Annotated in this window: 17 protein-coding genes; 7 read left to right on the forward strand and 10 right to left on the reverse strand. The window is 72.0% G+C overall.

From position 1 onward, the window contains the following. The first annotated feature begins 50 nt into the window (after window positions 1-50). Both B7P34_RS04960 and B7P34_RS04965 read left to right on the forward strand, forming a co-directional pair. Complete coding sequence (locus B7P34_RS04960) at window positions 51-776, forward strand: response regulator transcription factor (protein WP_106674546.1); 726 nt, start codon at window positions 51-53, stop codon at window positions 774-776. Next, complete coding sequence (locus B7P34_RS04965; RefSeq protein ID WP_106674547.1) at window positions 773-2164, forward strand: sensor histidine kinase; 1392 nt, start codon at window positions 773-775, stop codon at window positions 2162-2164. The genes B7P34_RS04960 and B7P34_RS04965 overlap by 4 nt, the downstream gene beginning before the upstream one ends. 32 nt (window positions 2165-2196) lie before the next feature. On the opposite strand, the gene B7P34_RS04970 is transcribed toward B7P34_RS04965, so the two are convergent. The 4 genes from B7P34_RS04970 to B7P34_RS04985 all read right to left on the reverse strand — a co-directional run bounded on the left by B7P34_RS04970 (window position 2197) and on the right by B7P34_RS04985 (window position 6634). Then, a complete protein-coding gene (locus B7P34_RS04970; RefSeq protein ID WP_223267508.1) occupies window positions 2197-3261 on the reverse strand; it encodes a threonine aldolase family protein in 1065 nt (354 codons plus the stop codon). Between the two features lie 214 nt (window positions 3262-3475). After that, window positions 3476-4711 (reverse strand): ATP-grasp domain-containing protein, encoded by a 1236-nt coding sequence (locus B7P34_RS04975; protein ID WP_189382469.1) that lies wholly within the window; start codon window positions 4709-4711, stop codon window positions 3476-3478. Between the two features lie 10 nt (window positions 4712-4721). Next, a complete protein-coding gene (locus B7P34_RS04980; RefSeq protein ID WP_106674550.1) occupies window positions 4722-5996 on the reverse strand; it encodes an MFS transporter in 1275 nt (424 codons plus the stop codon). Window positions 5997-6199: 203 nt separating this feature from the next. Next, window positions 6200-6634 carry a hypothetical protein gene (locus B7P34_RS04985; RefSeq protein ID WP_106674551.1) on the reverse strand — a complete coding sequence of 145 codons (435 nt, stop codon included), beginning with the start codon at window positions 6632-6634 and terminating at the stop codon, window positions 6200-6202. A gap of 153 nt (window positions 6635-6787) precedes the next feature. Here B7P34_RS04985 and B7P34_RS04990 point away from each other — a divergent pair, with 153 nt between their 5' ends. Next, on the forward strand, window positions 6788-7642 hold the full coding sequence (locus B7P34_RS04990; protein WP_223267509.1) for a helix-turn-helix domain-containing protein: 855 nt from the start codon (window positions 6788-6790) through the stop codon (window positions 7640-7642). 89 nt (window positions 7643-7731) lie between these two features. Next, window positions 7732-8139, forward strand: coding sequence for a YidB family protein (locus tag B7P34_RS04995; RefSeq protein ID WP_106674553.1), 408 nt, complete (start codon window positions 7732-7734; stop codon window positions 8137-8139). A gap of 126 nt (window positions 8140-8265) precedes the next feature. Here the strand turns inward: B7P34_RS04995 and B7P34_RS05000 are convergent, their stop codons facing one another. Continuing rightward, on the reverse strand, window positions 8266-10086 hold the full coding sequence (locus tag B7P34_RS05000) for a bifunctional metallophosphatase/5'-nucleotidase (RefSeq protein ID WP_106674554.1): 1821 nt from the start codon (window positions 10084-10086) through the stop codon (window positions 8266-8268). A gap of 133 nt (window positions 10087-10219) precedes the next feature. Here B7P34_RS05000 and mshD point away from each other — a divergent pair, with 133 nt between their 5' ends. Continuing rightward, on the forward strand, window positions 10220-11143 hold the full coding sequence (mshD, locus tag B7P34_RS05005; protein ID WP_106674555.1) for a mycothiol synthase: 924 nt from the start codon (window positions 10220-10222) through the stop codon (window positions 11141-11143). A gap of 121 nt (window positions 11144-11264) precedes the next feature. Here mshD and B7P34_RS05010 read toward each other — a convergent pair whose 3' ends face one another. Next, entirely contained in the window at window positions 11265-11930 is a 666-nt protein-coding gene (locus B7P34_RS05010) for a DUF4097 family beta strand repeat-containing protein (RefSeq protein WP_106674556.1), read from the reverse strand. A 254-nt stretch (window positions 11931-12184) separates the two neighbouring features. On the opposite strand from B7P34_RS05010, the gene B7P34_RS05015 reads away from it, so the two are divergent. After that, window positions 12185-12892: a GbsR/MarR family transcriptional regulator gene (locus B7P34_RS05015; RefSeq protein ID WP_106674557.1), complete on the forward strand. Its 708-nt coding sequence runs from the start codon at window positions 12185-12187 to the stop codon at window positions 12890-12892. A gap of 4 nt (window positions 12893-12896) precedes the next feature. Here B7P34_RS05015 and B7P34_RS05020 read toward each other — a convergent pair whose 3' ends face one another. Next, the gene (locus tag B7P34_RS05020; protein ID WP_106674558.1) at window positions 12897-13925 is read right to left on the reverse strand and encodes a LacI family DNA-binding transcriptional regulator; all 1029 of its coding nucleotides are present in this window, start codon (window positions 13923-13925) and stop codon (window positions 12897-12899) included. Window positions 13926-13949: 24 nt separating this feature from the next. Next, entirely contained in the window at window positions 13950-14726 is a 777-nt protein-coding gene (locus B7P34_RS05025) for a response regulator transcription factor (RefSeq protein WP_106674559.1), read from the reverse strand. Window positions 14727-15068: 342 nt separating this feature from the next. On the opposite strand from B7P34_RS05025, the gene B7P34_RS05030 reads away from it, so the two are divergent. Beyond that, window positions 15069-15854 carry an alpha/beta hydrolase family protein gene (locus tag B7P34_RS05030; protein WP_223267510.1) on the forward strand — a complete coding sequence of 262 codons (786 nt, stop codon included), beginning with the start codon at window positions 15069-15071 and terminating at the stop codon, window positions 15852-15854. A 170-nt stretch (window positions 15855-16024) separates the two neighbouring features. Here B7P34_RS05030 and B7P34_RS05035 read toward each other — a convergent pair whose 3' ends face one another. Both B7P34_RS05035 and B7P34_RS05040 read right to left on the reverse strand, forming a co-directional pair. Continuing rightward, on the reverse strand, window positions 16025-18064 hold the full coding sequence (locus B7P34_RS05035) for an ABC transporter ATP-binding protein (protein ID WP_106674561.1): 2040 nt from the start codon (window positions 18062-18064) through the stop codon (window positions 16025-16027). Further along, entirely contained in the window at window positions 18061-19794 is a 1734-nt protein-coding gene (locus tag B7P34_RS05040; protein ID WP_106674562.1) for an ABC transporter ATP-binding protein, read from the reverse strand. The genes B7P34_RS05035 and B7P34_RS05040 overlap by 4 nt, the downstream gene beginning before the upstream one ends. Window positions 19795-19842: the final 48 nt, after the last annotated feature.

The raw sequence follows: 19842 nt of genomic DNA on the forward strand, positions 1-19842 counted from the left end.
GCCGAGAAGCGCCCTGACCGCAGCAAGACCGCACCCGTGAGGTACCGCCGATGAGCCCCGCCGAGCACGGCGACCAGCCCGCCCGCATCCTGATCGTGGACGACGAGCCCGCCGTCCGCGAGGCCCTGCGCCGCAGCCTCGCCTTCGAGGGGTACGCCACCGAGCTGGCCGTCGACGGGCTCGACGCGGTCACGAAGGTCGCCTCGTACGACCCGGAGCTGATCGTGCTGGACGTCCTCATGCCCCGCATGGACGGCCTCACCGCCGCCCGCCGCCTGCGCGCCTCCGGCGTCACCGTGCCCATCCTCATGCTGACCGCCCGCGACACCGTCGGCGACCGCGTCACCGGCCTCGACGCCGGTGCCGACGACTACCTCGTCAAGCCCTTCGAGCTCGACGAGCTGCTCGCCCGCATCCGCGCCCTGCTGCGCCGCAGCGCCTACGCCACGGCCGCGCCCGCCGCCTCCGCCACCCTCTCCTTCGCCGACCTGCGCATGAACCTCGACACGCGCGAGGTCACGCGCGGCGACCGGGCCGTCGAGCTGACCCGTACGGAGTTCACGCTCCTGGAGCTGTTCCTCGCCCACCCCCGGCAGGTCCTCACCCGCGAACAGATCCTCAAGGCCGTCTGGGGCTTCGAGTTCGAGCCGTCCTCCAACTCCCTCGACGTGTACGTCATGTACCTGCGCCGCAAGACCGAGGCCGGCGGCGAGCCGCGCCTCGTCCACACCGTGCGCGGCGTGGGCTACGTCCTGCGCGCGGACGGCACCGAATGATCGCCGGATTCCAGCGGCTCCCGCTCCGCTCCCGCCTGGCCCTGCTGACCGCCGCCGCCGTCGCCGTCGCCGTCGCCGTCGCGGCCGTCGCCTGCTGGCTCGTCACCCGGCAGGAGCTCGAACACCAGCGGGACACCACCCTGACGAGCGTCCGCGCCGACGACGCCACCGTGAAGGCGCTCCTGAGCAACTGCGGGTCCGTGCCCACCGGGCCCTCCACCCTCTTCCGGCCCTACACCGTGCAGATCATCACCGGCGACGGGTTCGTCTGCTCCACGATCGGCAAGTCGCCCATCAAGGTCGAGCCCGACGACCTGCTGGTCGCCCAGCGGCAGCAGGCGCAGGCCCTGCACGACGCGGTGGCCCAGGACGGCACGGAAATGCGGGTCGCCACCTCGCCCGGGCCCCTGCGCGGCACCGCCGTCTCCATCGCCCAGCCCCTCGGCGAGATCGACCGGCCCCTCAACGCCCTCGCCGCCGTCCTCGCCGTCACCGCCGGCGTCGGCGTCCTCCTCGCCGCCACCGCCGGCGCGGGGATCGCCCGCGCCGGGCTCCGGCCCGTCGACCGGCTCACCGGCGCCGTCGAGCACATCGCCCGCACGGAGGACCTCGCGGTCCGCATCCCCGTCGAGGGCGAGGACGAGATCGCCCGCCTGTCGCGCTCCTTCAACGCCATGACGGCGGCCCTGGCCTCCTCCCGCGACCGGCAGCAGCAGCTCATCGCCGACGCCGGGCACGAGCTGCGGACCCCGCTCACCTCACTGCGCACCAACATCGACCTGCTGGTGCGCAGCGAGGAGACCGGGCGCGCCATCCCGCCCGAGGACCGCAAGGAGCTCCTCGCCAGCGTCCGGGCCCAGATGGCCGAGCTGGCCGCCCTCATCGGCGACCTGCAGGAGCTCTCCCGGCCCGACGCGGGGCCCGGCACCGAGCCCGTACAGGTCATCGCCCTGCACGAGGCCGCCGAACGGGCCGTCGAGCGGGCCCGGCTGCGGGGGGCGGGGCTGTCGTTCCAGGTGCGGCTGGAGAGCTGGTACGTGCGGGCCGAGCCGGCCGCGCTCGAACGTGCCCTGGTCAACCTGCTCGACAACGCCGTGAAGTTCAGTCCGCCCGGCGGCACCGTGGAGGTGGCTCTGTCGTCCACCGGCGAGCTCACCGTTCGCGATCACGGGCCCGGCATCGCGCCGGAGGAGCTTCCGCATGTCTTCGACCGCTTCTGGCGGTCCCCGTCCGCCCGCAGCATGCCCGGCAGCGGGCTGGGGCTGTCGATCGTCGCCCGTACGGTGCGGCAGGCGGGTGGCGAGGTGGCGCTACGGCCGGCGCAGGGAGGCGGAACGATCGCGTCCGTCCGCCTCCCGGGCGCGCCGACGGCTCCGCCTGCGCTGTAGGACTCCGCCGGCGCTGTAGGACTCTGTCGTCGCTAGGCCGCGAGCGCGCTCGCCGTGACCTCCGCTATCGCCTTCACGGCCGTGGGGATCTGCTCCGCGGTCACGTCCAGGTGAGTGACGACGCGGACCGTCGTCGGGCCGAAGACCGACACCCGTACGCCGTGCTCCTCGATCGTGCGCGCCCCGAACTCCGCCGCCGTCAGGCCCGTGGCGGACACGTCGAAGAGGACGATGTTCGTCTCCACGTGCTCCGGGTGCACCTCCAGGCCCTCGATCTTCGCGAGCTCCGTCGCGAGGAGGCGGGCGTTGGCGTGGTCGTCGGCCAGCCGGTCCACGTGGTGGCGGAGCGCGTAGACGCCCGCCGAGGCGATGACGCCCGCCTGGCGCATGGCGCCGCCCCAGCGCTGCTTGAGCCGCCACGCGCTGTCGATGAACTCCTGCGTGCCGGCGAGGAGTCCGCCGACCGGCGCGCCGAGGCCCTTGCTCAGGTCGATGAAGACCGAGTCGAAGTGCGACGCGTAGGTGCGAGCGTCGACGCCGCTGGCGACAGAGGCGTTGAGCAGCCTCGCTCCGTCCATGTGGGCCCACATGCCCCGCTCGCGGGCTATGGCCGTGATCTCCTCGATGCGCTCCAGCGGCCAGACCGTGCCACCGCCCGCGTTGGAGGTCTGCTCGATGACGACACCGGTCGTCGCGGGCGCGTAGCGGCTGGGCGTGCGGATCGCCGCGCGGAACTGCTCGGCCGTGAACACGCCGCGATCACCCTCCAGCGCACGGACGTTGATGCCGCTCAGGGCGGCCGGGCCGCCGACCTCGTAGTTGATGATGTGCGCGGTCGCGTCGGCGAGGATCTCGTCGCCGGGCCGGGAGTGGACGGCCAGCGCGATCTCGTTGCACATGGTGCCGGAGGGCAGGAAGACGGCGGCTTCCTTGCCGAGCAGCTCGGCGGCCATGGCGGTGAGTTCGTTGACGCTGGGGTCCTCCCCCTTCTGCTCGTCACCGACCGGGGCCTCGGCCATGAAGGTGCGCATGGCGGCGGTCGGGAGCGTGATGGTGTCGCTGTAGAGGTCGACGAGGGGGCGCTGGGAGGTGCTCACGTACGTACTCATTTCGTCGTGCGAGATGGCGGTTACTGTGAGTGACGGCGCGGGGGTGGGCGCCGGCAGAACGACCCGTCAGGAATGCGACGGGAGCATGAGGCCACGAGGGTGACTTCCTCCCGCCGTCGCGGCGCTGCACCGCGACGGCGAGGGTCCGGCGGTGTCCGGGACCGCCTGAACCGGCGGGCACCCCGGAACCGCCGGCAAGGCGCTAGTCGCCGAAGACCGGCCGCAGGTACCCCGCCGCCGACGCCGCGCGGATGCCCGCCTCGTCGGCAGTGGCGCCGGTGCACCAGAGCGTTCCGTACTCGCTCCGCTGGTCCTTGGCGTCCGGCAGGACGTCGCCGGCGCGCGCGGTGATGCGGATGTCGCGGAGGCCGGGCACCCGGTCGGCCAGTTCGCGGCCCGCGACGTCCTCGAAGCGGCCGCCGCGCTTGGCGTAGAGGGCCTGTTCGGCGGCGGCGCCGACGGGCGCGGGGGCGTTGACGGGCTCGCCGAGGTAGGAGGCGATGACGCCGTCGAAGACGTTCCAGTCGAGCGCGGCGGACACCATCGTGGAGACGTTGCGGCCCGCGAAGCGCGGGTTGAACTCGACGACCTTGGGGCCGTCCGCGGTGAGCGCGAACTCGATGTGCGCGGGGCCGTTCTCGTAGGACATGAGGCGGGCCAGGTCGGCGCAGATCCGCTCGATCCGCTCGTGGGCCTCCGGGGAGAGGTCGACGGGGAAGCGGATGGCGAGCTCCATGAAGTACGGCAGCTCGCTCATGATGCGGTCGCTGATGCCGAGGACGTGCGGGACGCCGCCGGAGTAGAGCACCTCGGCGCTGACCACCGGGCCGACGAGGAACTCCTCGACGAGCGGCACGCCGCCCTGCCCGTCGGACTCGTCGCGCACCTCGGGGAAGTGCCAGCGCAGCTCGTCGGCGTCCGCGGCCGAGACGACGCCGTAGCTGCCGGTGCCGATGGAGGGCTTGAGGACGACGGGGTAGCCGGTGGCCTCGGCCGCGGCGAGGGCGCGCTCGACGTCCGGGGCGGCGGTGCTGCGCGGCGCCGGGACGGACTCGGCCGCGCAGGCCTGCCGGAAGGCGTGCTTGTCCTGGGTCAGCAGCACGGAGGCCGTGGGCAGGAACGGTATGCCGAGCTTCTCGGCCGCGGTGGCGGCGGGCAGCAGGTACTGCTCGTTGGGGGCGATCAGCGTGAACTCGCCGCCGTCCCACAGCTCCTGGAAGAGCTCGGTCAGCTCCTCCGTGGAGCGCGTCTCGCGGACGTGGACCTCGACCGGGCCCGAGTCCAGGAGGTGGCGGAGCGGGTCGTTCGCGTAGCGGCCCTTGTCGCGGGTGACGAAGGTGACGCGGGCGGCGCGGCGGACCGCCGCCTCGACGAGGCGCAGGCCGGTGCCGCTGGTGAGGGCTTCGACGATGACGATGTGGTCTGCTCGATCGGCCATGGTGCCGGTCTCATTTCTTGACGGGGTCGGTGTGATCGGCACGATCGGCTCGATCGGTTTCATCGGTGGGGCGGGGCCGGACGGTGATGCCGGTCCGGCCCTGGGGAAGGGGGGTGCGGCGGCCCGGGGCCACGGCAACCGCCACCGCCGTCAGCAACGTGAGCGCCGCCGCCACGAGGAACGGCGCCCCGCCGGTCCACGCGCTGTCCGAGCCGCCCGCCACGGCCGTGCCGACGGCCCCGCCCGCGGACTCGGCGACGCCCCACACCAGCCCGGCGAAGCCGAACGCGGCGAAGCTGTTCCCCTCGGCCTTGCGGGCCATGATGCTGTCCGCCGCGGGCGACCAGACGAGCTCGGAGAACGTGAACACGGCCGCGCCCACGAAGACGACGGGCCAGGCCGGTCCCCGCCCGGGCACGAACAGCACGAGCCCGGCCGCCAGCAGCACCATGCCGAGTGCGATGACGGCCCGGTCGCCGCGGCGTCCGGCGAGGCTCTGCATGCGCCGGGCGACGACGCCCTGGAACAGCACGATCAGGATCGCGTTGACGAGGAACAGCATGCTGATGACGCGCGGCGAGACGGACGTCCCGACGTACATCGGCAGCACGTTGGCGAACTGCGCGTACGCGAGCCACAGCGTCGCCGTCACGCACGACCACAGCAGCACCTGCCTGCTGGGCAGTCCGAAGCGTGCCGCGCCCTTCTCCGGCGGGGCCGCCGTCACGTCGCCCGGCGCGCGGGCGGCGAGCACGGCCGCCACGGCGAACACCCCGGCGGGGATCAGCGGGAACGCGCGGCCGGTGGCGGACATCAGCCAGCCTCCGACCACGGGTCCGAGGGCCGCACCGCCGTTGATCGCCGCGTTCAGCCGGCCGAACGCCGCGAGGCGCGTGGTCTCGTCGCACCCGTTGGCGATGAGCGCCTTGGTGCCGACGTTGGCGCAGGAGACGGCGGTGCCGTTCACGGCCAGGACCACGAGCCAGGACGCGGCGTCGTCGAGGCGCAGCGCGGCGGGCACGAGCATGACCGCGCCCGCCACCAGGTATCCGCCCACGAGGACGACCCGGAGCCGGAAGCGCACGACGACGAACTGCATGTAGACCGCGCCGGCCCGCATGCTCAGCAGGTGGACGCCGACCGCGGCCGCCGCGATCCCGACGGGGATCCCGAGCGTGCCGTGCAGCCAGATGGCGAGGAACGGCGAGATCACGTAGTACGCGGCGCTGCCGAGCGCCCGGGATGCCAGGGCGGACTTCATGGCGGCATTCATGGCGGACTGCATGACCGTACGGTTTCCTCGGGTCGGCGAGGCCGCCGTGCTCCCCTCCGCGGCACGGCAGCCGTTGCCCACACAAACACATACCGTGCGGTCTGTTCAATGGATCAGGGTGTGACCTGGCCCTCTGTCATGTTTTTGCAAGGTAGATTGATTTTTGAGCCTTCACTTTTGCGGGCACGTTCCATGAAGTCCCGATGAACACGCGATTACGCACCCATTGAGCGGCCTTGACCGTCAATACCGGTGCGGTCACCACCTTTTCCGGCAGTTCCCGGATCCTTCGCCCCTGCGGGGGCAAGCCGGCCATCTAGCGTGGTCGGCATGTCATGCGCTCCGCGAAACCGGGACGACCACGCGACCGTGGTGACCTCCCGCCCCCGGCCGTACGACACCGTGATCCTCACCCCGAGCGGCGGCACATGCGTGAGCCGCAGCGACGCGGGCGCTCCGGAGGCCCGGTAGCCCGCCCGGCCCGGGGCGAGCAGCTCAGCTACCAACCCCGCGGTTTCCTCGGCCAGTTCCTCCAGGGCGTACGCCTCCAGGACGGCGTGGACGGCGGATTGCGCGACGGTGGCGGACCGCGGGTCGTCGGGCAGGTCGAGCGCGTACGACCAAGGGGTCTGCGGCGATACCGTGGCCATGCTGGCTCCTCTGACGAGCGAGGCGGGGCGAGCAGGTGAGTGGCGCGGCTCACCACCGTACGCCGTCCGGCCAAAGGTATTTAGCGGCGTCGGCAGAACTACTTCAGTAAGCACCCGTGTGGGTGACGCGCGGGAGAGGCGGGGCGGATGCCGGTGAGGAACAGTCCGACGGCGCGTCAGCTCCGGCTCGGTGCCGAGCTGCGCAAGCTGCGCGAGCGCGCGGGGCTCACGTCGACCGAGGCCGGACGGCTGCTCGGCACCAACCAGGCCCAGATCAGCAACATCGAGGCGAGCCGCTACGGAGTGAGCGCCGAGCGCCTGCGCGCCCTCGCGCGCAACTACTCCTGCTCCGACGAGGCCCTCGTCACCGCCCTCATCGACATGGCCGGCGAGCGCAAGCGCGGCTGGTGGGAGGAGTACCGCGAGATCCTCCCGGCCGGGCTGCTGGACCTCGCCGAACTGGAGCACCACGCCGTGGCCCTGCGCGCCTCGTACGTCGCCCACCTGCCCGGGCTGCTGCAGACGGCCGAGCACTGCCGCGAGATCTTCCGCCAGGTGGTGCCGCCGCTGAGTCCGCCGGAGATCGAGCACCGCGTCTCGCACCGCATCAAACGGCAGGCCGTCCTCTACCGCGAGCGGCCCACCCCGTACACGGCCATCGTCCACGAGGCCGCGCTGCGGATGCGCTTCGGCGGGCCCCCGGTCGCGCGGGCGCAGCTGCGGCACATCCTCGGCATGAGCGAGCGGGAGCACATCAGGGTGCTGGTGATCCCCTTCGACGCGGGCGCGTTCCCCGGCTCCGGGCAGTCGACGCTGTTCGCGGTCGGCCCGGTGCCGCAGCTGGACACGGTGCACGTCGACCGCGAGCACGGCTCGGAACTGGTGGACGCCGCCGCCCAGTTGGACCGCTACCGCATGGTCCTCGACCGCATGGAGTCCGTGGCCCTCGGCGAGGCGCCGTCCCGGGACCTGATCCTGGGCATCGTCCGCGGGCTGGAGGGCAAGTGACCCGGGGGCGGGTGAACGGGTGAATCGTGCTCCGGGCCGGGCATCCGGGGGTAAGGGTCTCGTACCGAGTGATCGAGGAGGCGGCGGCGATGGGCAATGACCTGGGGAGCCTGCTGGGCGGGCTGCTCGGCGGCGGGGAGGGCGGCAAGGGCGGCAGCCTGCTGGGCGCGCTGCTCACCTCGCTCGGCGGCGCCGGCACGCACGGCGCGGGCAGCAATCCGCTCGGCGCGCTGCTGGACACCCTCAAGGAGGGCGGCCTCGGGGAGAAGACCGACTCGTGGGTCGGCAAAGGGGCGAACCAGGAGGTCAGCGGGCCGGAGGTCGCGCAGGCCCTGCCGTACCAGGCGCTCGATCACGTGGCGCAGCAGGCGGGCGTGACCCCGGAGGAGGCGGCGGACGCGCTCGCGCAGGCGCTGCCGCAGGCGGTGGACAAGCTGACGCCGGCCGGTGAGGTCCCCGAGGGGTCCCTGGAGGACATCATCCGGCAGCAGTCGTAAGGGCCGTGGCGTCAGTAGTCACAAGGGCCGTGGCGTCGGCCATAAGGGCCGTGGCCTCCTGACGGAGCGGACGGCCCCGGCGCGCTCCGGGGCCGTCCTCCACCCTGCCGGGCCGGTTCCCGCGGGTTACTTCACGACCGTGATGCGGTCCGCCGCCGGCGGGGCCAGCGGGGCGGCCTTCGAGGAGTGGGCCGCCAGGTAGGCGTTGAAGACGTCCAGGTCGGACGCGCCGACGCGCTTGTTCGTGCCCTCCTTGAAGGCGGGGAAGCCGTCGCCGCCGCCCATCAGGAACTCGTTGCCCGCGACGCGGTAGGTCTTCGCCGGGTCGATGGCGGTGCCGTTGAGCTTGACCGACGAGGCCACGACGCGGTCGGCGCCCTTCTTCGTCAGGTCCAGGGTGTACGTGAGGCCCTTGCTGATCTGCAGGATCTTCGGCTGGTCCGTGTTCGGGCCGCTGACCTGCTGCTGCAGCACCGCGAGGAGCTGCGCGCCGGTCAGGTCCTTCGTCTGCATCATGTTGGTGAAGGGCTGGACGGTGAACGCCTCGCCGTACGTCACGACGCCGTCGCCCTCGTTGCCCGACGCCTTGAAGGCCAGGTCGGAGCGGATGCCGCCGGGGTTCATGAACGCGATCTGGGCGCCGCCCTTGTCGGCCGGGGCGAGGGCCTCCAGCTGGGCGTCGGTGATGACGTCGCCGAGCGGCTTCTCGTACGCCTCGGAGCCGCGGCCGTTGATGTCGGCGGTGATGTAGCCGACGGGCTTGTCGGCGATGGGCGCGGCGAGCTTCTTCCAGCGGTCGATGAGCGCGGTCATGTCCGCGGCCTTCGGCTGCGTGCGGTCGACGACGTGGTTGCCGGTGCGCGGGCTCTTGACGGTCGTCCGGACGATGTCCTTGGTCCGGCGGTCGTACGTCAGGGTCGTGTCCGTGTACAGCCGGCCGAAGGAGGCCGCCGAGGTGACCGTGCGCGGGGCGCCCGACGGGTCGGGGATCGTGCAGGCGTAGGCCTGGTGGGTGTGGCCGGTGACGAGGGCGTCGACCTTCGGGGTCACCTTCTTGGCGATGTCGACGATGGCGCCGGAGATGCCCGCGCCCGCACCCGGGGTGTCGCAGTCGTAGTTGTACGCGCCGGAGGCCGGCATGCCGCCCTCGTGGATCAGCGCGACGATGGACTTCACGCCTTGGCGGTCGAGCTCCTTGGCGTACTTGTTGATCGTCTCGACCTCGTCGGCGAACTTCAGGCCCTTGACGCCCTCCGCCGTCACGACGTTCGGCGTGTCCTTCGTCGTCACGCCGATGAAGCCGACCTTGACGCCCTTGTGCTCCCAGACCGTGTAGGGCTTGAGGATGGGCTTGCCGGTCTTCTCGTCGGTGACGTTCGCGGCGAGGTAGGGGAAGTCGGCGCCCCGGAACTTCTTGCCCTTCTCGAAGCAGCCCTCCTTCGGGTGGCAGCCGCCGCGCTGCATGCGCGTCAGCTCGGCGCGGCCCTCGTCGAACTCGTGGTTGCCCACGGAGGTGACGTCGAGCTTCAGCTTGTTGAGCGCCTCGATGGTCGGCTCGTCGTGGAAGAGGCCGGTCATCAGCGGGCTCGCACCGATCATGTCGCCGGCCGCCGCGGTGATCGAGTACTCGTGGCCCTTGCGCGCCGTGCGCAGGGAGGAGGCCAGGTACTCCACGCCGCCGGCCGGTATGACCTTCGTCGTCCCGTCGGCCTGCGTCTCCGTCACCGTGCCGGAGGAGCCCTGCGGGGGCTCCAGGTTGCCGTGGAGGTCGTTGAAGGACAGCAACTGGACGTCCACGGTGCGGCCGTGGCCGTGCCCGCGCCCGGAGGACGCGGCCGCGGCCCCGGCGGGGGCGGCGGTGGCCAGGACACCGGCGGTGGCGACGAGGGCGGCGGCGGACGCGGTCAGCCGTCTCGCCAGGCGCTTGCGCGGCGGCGTCGCGTGCATGTGTTCCCCTTTGTGCACGTTTGCGTGCGAGAGATGGGTGGAGTGGTCGGCCGCAGCCTAGATCAACCCGCGTAGACCGTCAGCAGGGTTGGCTGTGACGATTCGGCGTCACCCGCGTCGTAGGCTCGGGTCCATGAGCGACGTCACGAACAACGCGAACGGGCAGCGGTCGATCGAGGTCCTGGACGAACTCGCGCCCGGGCCGGCGCAGGACGTGCTGCAGCTGATCGCCGAGGCGGCGGAGACCGACGGGCAGCCGGCCGTCTCCGAGCAGGGCCGGCTGCAGTTGAAGGGGCGCCGGGCCGGCGTCCGGCACGTGCTGCTGCGGACGAACGACGGACTGCTCGTGGGCTACGGCCAGCTGGAGGACAGCGACCCCGTCGAGGCGCCGGCGGGCGAGCTCGTCGTGCACCCCTCGCACCGGGGCCGCGGGCACGGGCGGGCGCTCGGCTCCGCGCTGCTCCACGAGTCGGGCAAGCGGCTGCGGGTGTGGGCGCACGGCGGGCACCCGGCGGCGCGGCACCTCGCGCAGGTGCTGGGCATGAGCCTCTTCCGCGAGCTCCGCCAGATGCGCCGCCCCCTGCACGACCTCGTCCTGCCCGAGCCGGTGCTCCCGCCGGGCGTGACCGTACGGACCTTCCGGCCCGGCGAGGACGACGCCGAGTGGCTCGCCGTGAACGCGGCGGCCTTCGCCCACCACCCCGAACAGGGCTCGCTCGTCCAGCGGGACCTCGACGACCGCAAGGCCGCCGACTGGTTCGACCCCAAGGGCTTCTTCCTCGCCGAGAAGGACGGCCGCGTCATCGGCTTCCACTGGACGAAGGTCCACGCCGAGGAGGGCCTCGGCGAGGTCTACGTCCTGGGCGTCGCCCCCGGCGCGCAGGGCGGCGGCCTCGGCAAGTCCCTCACCACGCTCGGCCTCCGCCACCTGGCGGCCCAGGGCCTGCCGACCGCGATGCTGTACGTGGACGCCGACAACGCGGCGGCGGTGGCGGTGTACGAGGGGCTGGGCTTCCAGATCCACGAGACGGACCTGATGTACCGGACGGAGAGCTGACGGAGAGCCAGGGTCCCGGCGGCGGGTTCACGGGCCGTCACGCCGGCTGCTCCGGGTCGCGGTTGGACTTGGCCGGCACCGGGCGACCGGGCGTGAACGGCCGGTACGGGGTTCACGGGAGCTACAGGCTGCGGGCGGTGATGTCGCCGTGGGACGTGGTGGCGCGGATGTCGAGCTCGGCGGTGCCGTCGTTCTTGAGGGCGTTGCTGATGCGGCCGTAGGAGGTGCCGGCGTCCAGGACGGCCGCGACGCCGGGCGCGGCGGTGACGGAGATGTCGCCGGACTGGGTGCAGAGCACCACCGTGCCGCGCACGGCCTCGGCGATCCGGATGTCGCCCCTCGCGGTGCTGATCTCCGCCGGGCCGTTGAGCCGGCCGACCTCGACGTCGCCGTCGGTCGCGGTGAGGCGGAGGCTCCCGACCTCGTCGATCTTGATCCGGCGGTAGGCGCCCTCGAAGGTGACGTCGCCGAGGCGGCCGACGCCGCGGAGCTCGGAGGCGGCGGTCCTGGCCTCGACGCGGGAACCGGCGGGCAGCTGGACCGTGACCTCGACGGCTCCGGAGGGGCCGAAGTACTGGTTCTTCGCGGCCGGGGTCCCGATCCGCAGGACGCCGTCGGCGTAGGAGACGGTGGTCCGCTCGGCGGCCTGGACGTCGCGACCCTTGGAGGGGTCGGCCGGCAGGACCTCGACGGTGGCGTCGGAGCGGTCGGCGGCGATGAGCTGGACGCGCCCGGCGGGGATGTCCAGGACGGCGGAGACGGGGGCGGTGGCGGCGAACTTCTGCATCGTGCACTCCTTGTGCGTGTCGTTGTGCGCGTCGTTTCCGATGACAGAAACGCTACGTTGCGTTCGCAGGTTCGGCAATGAACTCGTTGCAGAGAATTCCCATATCTGCAGGTCAAAGCCGGGAAATCGTTGCAACAGATTGAAAGGTAACGCAACAAACGCCACTCTGAGCGTTGCAATGAACTGAGGGTGAACGCTATCCTGGCGCCACGGGGGCGGGAACGGCCGCGCACCGCACGACGAAGGAGACCGCAATGCCGGGAGGCAGGCTCACCCAGCAGGAACGCCAGCAGATCGCGCTGGGGCTGGCCGACGGCCTCGCCTACGCCGAGATCGCCCGCCGCCTCGACCGCCCGACCTCGACGGTCACGCGCGAGGTCATGCGCAACGGCGGCCCCACCGCGTACCGCGCCGACCTGGCCCACCGCGCCACCGAACGCCGCGCCCAGCGGAGCAGGCAGGCCGCGCCCCGGGAGCCGCAGGCGCTCCCGCAGCCCCACGGACGCGACCCCGAGGCGGTGCGCGAGTACGAGGAGACGTTCACCACCGTCCTCATGCAGTCGGGCACGCCCAAGATGATGGCCCGGGTGCTGGCCTGCCTCTGCACCAGCGACGCGGGCAGCCTCACCGCGTCCGAGCTCGTCCAGCGCCTCCGGGTCAGCCCGGCGTCCATCTCCAAGGCGGTCGCGTTCCTGGAGAGCCAGGGCCTCGTCCGCCGGGAGCGCGACGAACGCCGCCGCGAGCGCTACATCGTCGACGACGACGTCTGGTACCAGTCCATGATGGCCAGCGTCCGCGGCACCCTCCACGTCGCCGAGACCGCGCGGCAGGGCGTGACCGTCCTCGGCCACGGCACCCCGGCCGCCGCCCGCCTGGAGAACATCGCCCGCTTCCTCGACTTCGTCTCAGAGAGCCTCGCCCGCGCCGCCGACCAGGCCCGCGAAGTCCTCCACACGAGGTGAGGCGTCAGTCGCCGCCGCAGCCGCAGGACCGCCGCACCACCAGCGCCGACGGGAACTGCTTGAGCCGCTCGCGGCGCGTGCCCGTCACCCGGAGCGAGTCGTCCAGGACGAGGTCCACGGCCGAACGGGCCATGGCCTGCCGGTCGGAGGCGACCGTGGTCAGCGGCGGGTCGGTCAGGGCGGCTTCCTTGACGTCGTCGAAGCCGGCGACCGCCAGCTCGCCCGGCACGTCGATGCGCAGCTCGCGCGCCGCGCGCAGCACGCCGATGGCCTGGTCGTCCGTGGCGCAGAGCAGGGCCGGGGGGCGGTCGGGGCCGGAGAGCAGCTCCAGGGCGACCTTGTAGGCCTCGTAGCGGTTGTACGGGGCCGGGAAGAGGCGGCCCTCGATGGACTTCCCCGCCTCGCGCATGGCCCGGCGCCAGCCCTCGACGTGGTCGGTGACGGGGTCGCCGATGGTCGGGGTGCGCTCGGTGCCGCCGAGGCAGGCGACGTAGGGGTGGCCGTGCTCCAGCAGGTGGCGGGTGGCGAGCTGGGCGCCGCCGATGTCGTCGGTGACGACGGCGACGTCGTCGATCGCGTCGGGCCGGCGGTGCATGAGGACCACCCGGGCGTCCCAGGCGTCGATCTCGGCGGCCGCGTGCTCGCTGGGGCCCTGGCTGATGAGGATGAGGCCGGAGACCCGCATGCCGAGGAACGCGCGCAGGTAGTGCACTTCGCGCTCGTCCAGGTAGTCGGAGTTCCCGACGAGCACCATCTTCCCGCGCTCGGCCGCGGCCTGTTCGACGGCGTGCGCCATCTCGGCGAAGAACGGCTGGCGGGCGTCCGGGACGATCAGGCCTATGAGGTCCGTGCGGCGGGACGCCATCGCCTGGGCGACCCGGTCCGGCCGGTACCCCAGCTCCTTGATCGCGGCCAGCACGCGCTCCCGCGTGGCCGGGGCCACCGGCCTCGGCCCGTTGTTGATGACGTAGCTGACCACCGCGGTCGACGTCCCCGCCAGTCTCGCCACATCGTCCCGCGTCACCTTGGCCACGCGCGGCAGTCTACGCGGGTCCACTCACCGCTCGGCCGGGCGAGCGGCCCCGCTCTCCGCGGCCTCCGGCTCCTTCGCCCGCTGCGCCTTGGCGGAGTCCTTGGGCTTGCCCTCCCCGGGGTTGTCGATCTTCTCCGGCACCACGAACCGATAGCCGACATTACGGACGGTGCCGATGAGGGACTCGTGCTCGGGCCCGAGCTTCGCCCGCAGCCGCCGCACGTGCACGTCCACCGTGCGCGTACCGCCGAAGTAGTCGTAGCCCCAGACCTCCTGCAGCAGCTGGGCCCGGGTGAAGACCCGCCCCGGATGCTGGGCGAGGTACTTCAGCAGCTCGAACTCCTTGAACGTGAGGTCCAGCACCCGGCCCTTGAGCTTCGCGCTGTACGTGGCCTCGTCCACGGAGAGGTCGCCCGTGCGGATCTCCATCGGGCTGTCGTCCGTCGAGATCTGCTGGCGGCCCATCGCCAGCCGCAGCCGCGCCTCGACCTCGGCGGGGCCCGCGGTGTCGAGGAGGACGTCGTCCACGCCCCAGTCGGCGGTGACGGCCGCGAGGCCGCCCTCGGTGACGACGAGGATCAGCGGGCAGCCCGGGCCCGTGGAGCGCAGCAGCTGGCAGAGGCTGCGCACGTGCGGAAGGTCGCGGCGGCCGTCGATCAGTATGACGTCGGCCCCGGGGGTGTCCACCAGGGCCGGGCCCTCGGCGGGAGCCACCCGCACGCTGTGGAGGAGGAGGCCGAGCGCCGGCAGGACCTCCGTGGAGGGCTGGAGGGCATTGGTCAGGAGCAGCAGGGAACTCATCGGCTGCCACCCGCCTCACTGGTCGTACGGTCCTCGCGGACCCGCGCGCTTCGCTCGCCCATGACGTCGGTTCCTCCTCGGTCCCTGCGAAGGGGTACCACCCAGGCCTTGCTCTGGGGGAGAGTGCGGCACTGCTTCGTACGGTTGCGTGTGTCCCTTGCGCCTGTCGAGGGCACGAGTTCAGCACGTGTTCAGCTCATGAATGCACAAAAGGACCCGGGGGCTACTCTGCCCGGATCCTCTCTGCCCAGCAGAATAACCCACATGACTTTCCGAGGTCCGGACGATTTTGCACGACCTTGTGTTCCGTCGATCACTTCGAGTGGTCATCGCATCGCGCTCTTGACAGCCGACGGAGTCCGGGTGGAAGCGGCCTACGAACCCCGCGCGGGCTCGCGGATCCCCCCGCCGGACACCCCCGCGGTGGTGCTCGCGCACGGCTTCACCGGCGCCCTCGACCGGCCCGGCCTGCGCCGGGCGGCGCGGGTGTTCGCCCAGCGTGCGGCCGTGATCACGTTCTCCTTCCGGGGCCACGGAGGCTCCGGCGGCCGCTCCTCCGTCGGCGACCGCGAGGTCCTGGACCTGGCCGCGGCCGTGCGCTGGGCACGCTCCCTCGGACACGAGCGCGTGGCCACCGTCGGCTTTTCGATGGGCGGCTCGGTGGCCCTGCGGCACGCCGCGCTCTACGGCCGCGAGGGGGCTGCCGGGCACGGGGAGCACGGAGGGCGCACGGACGCACATTCCGACACGGTCGTGGCCGTCAGTGCGCCCGCACGCTGGTACTACCGCGGTACCGCACCCATGCGGCGTCTGCACTGGGCGATCTCACGCCCCGCGGGGCGGCTGATCGCGCGCTACGGGCTGGGGACGCGGGTCCAGGCGGAGGACTGGGACCCCGTCCCGCTCTCCCCCGTCGAGGCCGTCCCGCTGATCGCGCCCCGGCCGCTGCTGATCGTGCACGGCGACCGGGACGCGTACTTCCCGCTCGACCACCCGTACGCCCTCGCGGGCGCGGGCGATCCGCGGTCCACGGAACTGTGGATCGAACGGGGCTTCGGCCATGCGGAGTCCGCTGCGCGGGCTGAGCTGCTGGAACGGATCGCCCACTGGGTGTGCACCCGCGACTGACCCTGCGGGTCGGCGGGCTTAGCCGGACCTGCGGCCGGCCCGGCACCGCCGGTCTCCTCCGTCGCGGCTGAGCGCCGCGGCGGCGGAAAAGATTCCGAGAGGCTCCGCCTCTCACGACCGCCGCCGCGGCGCGCAACCACCGCGGCGGCGTCCGGCGGTGCCGGAACCGCTCAGGCTTCGACCACCGGTTCAGCAAACTGCGCCTCGTAGAGGCGCGCGTACGCGCCCCCCGCCTCCAGCAGCGCGTCGTGCGTGCCCTGTTCCACGATCCGGCCGGACTCCATCACGAGGATGACGTCCGCGTCCCGGATCGTGGAGAGCCGGTGCGCGATCACGAAGCTCGTGCGGCCCGTGCGCAGGCGGCCCATCGCCTGCTGGATGAGGACCTCCGTACGGGTGTCGACGGAGCTGGTCGCCTCGTCGAGGACGAGGATCTCCGGCTCGGCCAGGAACGCCCGCGCGATGGTGATGAGCTGCTTCTCGCCGACGCTGACGTTGGAGCCCTCGTCGTCGATGACGGTGTCGTAGCCGTCGGGAAGGGTCCGCACGAAGCGGTCGACGTGCGTGGCCTTCGCCGCCGCGACGATCTTCTCCATGGAGGTGCCGGCGGGCGCCCCGTAGGCGATGTTGTCCGCGATCGTGCCGCCGAAGAGCCAGGTGTCCTGGAGCACCATGCCGATGTGGGAGCGGAGCTCCTCGCGCGACATGGCGGCGATGTCGGTCCCGTCGAGGGTGATGCGGCCGCCGCCCACCTCGTAGAACCGCATGAGCAGGTTGACCAGCGTGGTCTTGCCGGCGCCGGTGGGGCCGACGATGGCCACGGTCTGGCCGGGCCGCACGGTCAGCGACAGGTCCTCGATGAGGGGCTTGTCGGGCTCGTAGCGGAAGGAGACCTGCTCGAAGGCGACCTCGCCGCGCACCCGGTCCGGCTTCGGGGCGTCCGCCGGGTCGGCGGACTGCTCCTCGGCGTCGAGCAGCTCGAAGACGCGCTCGGCGGAGGCGACGCCGGACTGCACGAGGTTGGCCATGGAGGCCACCTGGGTGAGCGGCTGGCTGAACTGGCGCGAGTACTGCACGAAGGCCTGCACGTCACCGATGGACAGCGCGCCGGAGGCGACCCGCAGGCCGCCGACGACGGCGACGAGCACGTAGTTGAGGTTGCCGATGAACATCATCGCGGGCTGGATGACGCCCGAGATGAACTGGGCCTTGAAGCCGGCCTGGAAGAGGTCCTCGTTCTCCTTGCGGAAGATCTCCGCGGACTCCTTCTCGCGGCCGAAGACCTTCACCAGCGCGTGCCCGGTGTACATCTCTTCGATGTGGGCGTTGAGCTTGCCGGTGGTCTTCCACTGGGCGACGAACTGCGGCTGCGCCCGCTTGCCGATCTTCGTGGCGACGACGACGGACACCGGGACGGTGACCAGCGCCACCAGGGCGAGCAGCCAGGAGATCCAGAACATGACGGCCAGCACGCCGGCGATCGTCAGCAGCGAGGTGACGATCTGGCTCATGGTCTGCTGGAGCGTCTGGGCGATGTTGTCGATGTCGTTCGTGGCACGGGAGAGGACCTCGCCGCGCGGCTGCTTGTCGAAGTAGCTGAGCGGCAGCCGGCCGAGCTTCTCCTCGACGCGGCGGCGCAGCCGGAAGACGGCGCGCTGCACGACGGTGGTGGCGATCCGCGCCTGGACGAGCCCGAACAGGGACGCGCCGACGTAGATCAGCAGGACCCACAGCAGCACTTCGCCCACGGCGTCGAAGTCGATGCCCCGGCCGGGGGTGAAGTCGACGGAGCCGAGCAGGTCGGCGACGGTGCCGTTGCCCTGCCGCCGCATCTGCTCGACGGCCTCGGCCTTGGTGATGCCGTCGGGGAACTTGTTGCCTATGACCCCCGCGAAGATCAGGTCGGTGGCCCGGCCGAGGATCTTCGGTCCGAGGACCGACAGGGTGACGCTCGCGACGCACAGGACGAGCGCGACGGTGATCAGGGACCGCTCGGGTCTGAGGGTGCCGAGCAGCCGCTTGGCGGACCCGGCGAAGTCCATGGACCGCTCGGTGGGCTGACCGCCCATGAAGCGGGCGATGCCGGTGGCGGGGGCGGGCCCGCGGCGAGCGGGTGCGCCGGGGGTCGGTGCGCCGGGCTTGCCGCCCGCGGGCCCGCCGCCCGCGGCCGCCTCCCCGCCCGGGGAAGCCGGTTTCTCCGGGGTCGTCACGCCGCCTCCTCCTCGGTGAGCTGGGAGAGCACGATCTCCCGGTAGGTCTCGTTGCCGGCCATCAGCTCGCCGTGGGTGCCGGTGCCGACGACGCGGCCCTCGTCCAGGACGACGATGCGGTCGGCGTCGCGAATCGTGGAGACGCGCTGGGCGACGATGACGACCGTGGCGTTCCCCGTCTCGCGGGCCAGCGCGGCCCGCAGCCGGGCGTCGGTGGCGTAGTCGAGGGCGGAGAAGGAGTCGTCGAAGAGATAGATGTCCGGCTTGCGGACCAGGGCGCGGGCTATGGCGAGGCGCTGCCGCTGCCCGCCGGAGACGTTGGTGCCGCCCTGCGCGATCGGCGCCTCCAGGCCGCCGTCCATGCCCTCGACGAAGTCGCGGGCCTGCGCGGTCTCCAGCGCCGCCCACAGCTCCTCGTCGGTCGCGTCGGGGCGCCCGTAGCGGAGGTTGGAGGCGATGGTCCCGGAGAAGAGGTAGGGCTTCTGCGGGACGAGCCCGACGGCCTCGGCGGAGCGGGCGGGGTCGAGCTCGCGGACGTCGACGCCCCCGACGGTGACCGTTCCGGCGGTCGCGTCGAAGAGCCTCGGGATCAGCCCCAGCAGCGTGGACTTGCCGCTGCCGGTGGAGCCGATGACGGCCGTGATCTCACCGGGCCGGGCCACGAGCGAGATGTCCTTGAGGACCGGCTCCTCCGCGCCCGGGTAGCGGAACTCGACACCGCTGAGCTCCAGGTGCCCGCCGCCGCGCAGCGCGGTGACCGGGTTCGCCGGCGGCACCACGCTGGAGTCGGTGGCGAGGACCTCCTGGACGCGCTCGGCGCAGACCTCGGCGCGCGGCACCATCATGAACATGAAGGTGGCCATCATGACGGCCATCAGGATCTGCATCAGGTAGCTGAGGAAGGCCGTCAGCGCGCCGATCTCCATGTCGCCGCTCTCGATGCGGTGACCGCCGAACCAGAGCACGGCGATGGAGGAGAGGTTCACCACCAGCATCACGGACGGGAACATCAGCGACATCAGCCGGCCGGCCTTCAGCGAGACGTCCATGAGCTCGGCGTTCGCACCGTCGAAACGTTCCCGCTCGTGGGTGTCGCGGACGAAGGCGCGGATGACGCGGATGCCGGTGATCTGCTCGCGCAGCACCCGGTTGACGGTGTCGATGCGGTCCTGCACACCGCGGAAGATCGGCCGCATCCGCCAGATGATCAGCGAGACGATCACGCCGAGGACGGGCACGATGACGAGCAGCAGGGCGGACAGCGGCACGTCCTGGTCGAGCGCCATCAGGATGCCGCCCACGCACATGATCGGCGCGGACACCATCAGCGTGAACGCCATCAGGACGAGCAGCTGGATCTGCTGCACGTCGTTCGTGGTGCGGGTGATCAGCGAGGGCGCACCGAAGTGCCCCATCTCGCGCGCGGAGAAGGACTGCACGCGGTCGAAGACGGCGGCGCGCAGATCGCGCCCGACCGCCATCGCGGTCCGGGCGCCGAAGTACGTCGCACCGATCGCGCAGACGATCTGGGCCAGGGTGACCGCGAGCATCCCGCCACCGAGGGACAGGATGTAGCCGGTGTCACCCTTCACGACACCGTTGTCGACGATGTCGGCGTTGAGGGAGGGTAGGTAGAGCGTGGCAAGCGTCTGGACGAGCTGCAGCAGCACGATCAGCGCGATCGAAGTGGAGTAGGGCCTCAGATATGCCCGTGATAGTCGGACCAGCACACTCGGCAGCCTAAGCGAGCGCCTCGCCGTGCGGCCTCCGTATTTGCA

Source organism: Streptosporangium nondiastaticum (assembly GCF_003011965.1).
Taxonomy (GTDB): domain Bacteria; phylum Actinomycetota; class Actinomycetes; order Streptomycetales; family Streptomycetaceae; genus Streptomyces; species Streptomyces nondiastaticus.

Coding starts and splice junctions, on each gene's coding strand:
- mshD (WP_106674555.1), top strand. CDS start 10,220: ATGAGCGACGTCACGAACAACGCGAACGGGCAGCGGTCGATCGAGGTC.
- B7P34_RS04960 (WP_106674546.1), top strand. CDS start 51: ATGAGCCCCGCCGAGCACGGCGACCAGCCCGCCCGCATCCTGATCGTG.
- B7P34_RS04965 (WP_106674547.1), top strand. CDS start 773: ATGATCGCCGGATTCCAGCGGCTCCCGCTCCGCTCCCGCCTGGCCCTG.
- B7P34_RS05000 (WP_106674554.1), bottom strand. CDS start 10,086: ATGCACGCGACGCCGCCGCGCAAGCGCCTGGCGAGACGGCTGACCGCG.
- B7P34_RS04980 (WP_106674550.1), bottom strand. CDS start 5,996: ATGCAGTCCGCCATGAATGCCGCCATGAAGTCCGCCCTGGCATCCCGG.
- B7P34_RS04975 (WP_189382469.1), bottom strand. CDS start 4,711: ATGGCCGATCGAGCAGACCACATCGTCATCGTCGAAGCCCTCACCAGC.
- B7P34_RS05015 (WP_106674557.1), top strand. CDS start 12,185: ATGCCGGGAGGCAGGCTCACCCAGCAGGAACGCCAGCAGATCGCGCTG.
- B7P34_RS05025 (WP_106674559.1), bottom strand. CDS start 14,726: ATGAGTTCCCTGCTGCTCCTGACCAATGCCCTCCAGCCCTCCACGGAG.
- B7P34_RS04985 (WP_106674551.1), bottom strand. CDS start 6,634: ATGGCCACGGTATCGCCGCAGACCCCTTGGTCGTACGCGCTCGACCTG.
- B7P34_RS05010 (WP_106674556.1), bottom strand. CDS start 11,930: ATGCAGAAGTTCGCCGCCACCGCCCCCGTCTCCGCCGTCCTGGACATC.
- B7P34_RS04995 (WP_106674553.1), top strand. CDS start 7,732: ATGGGCAATGACCTGGGGAGCCTGCTGGGCGGGCTGCTCGGCGGCGGG.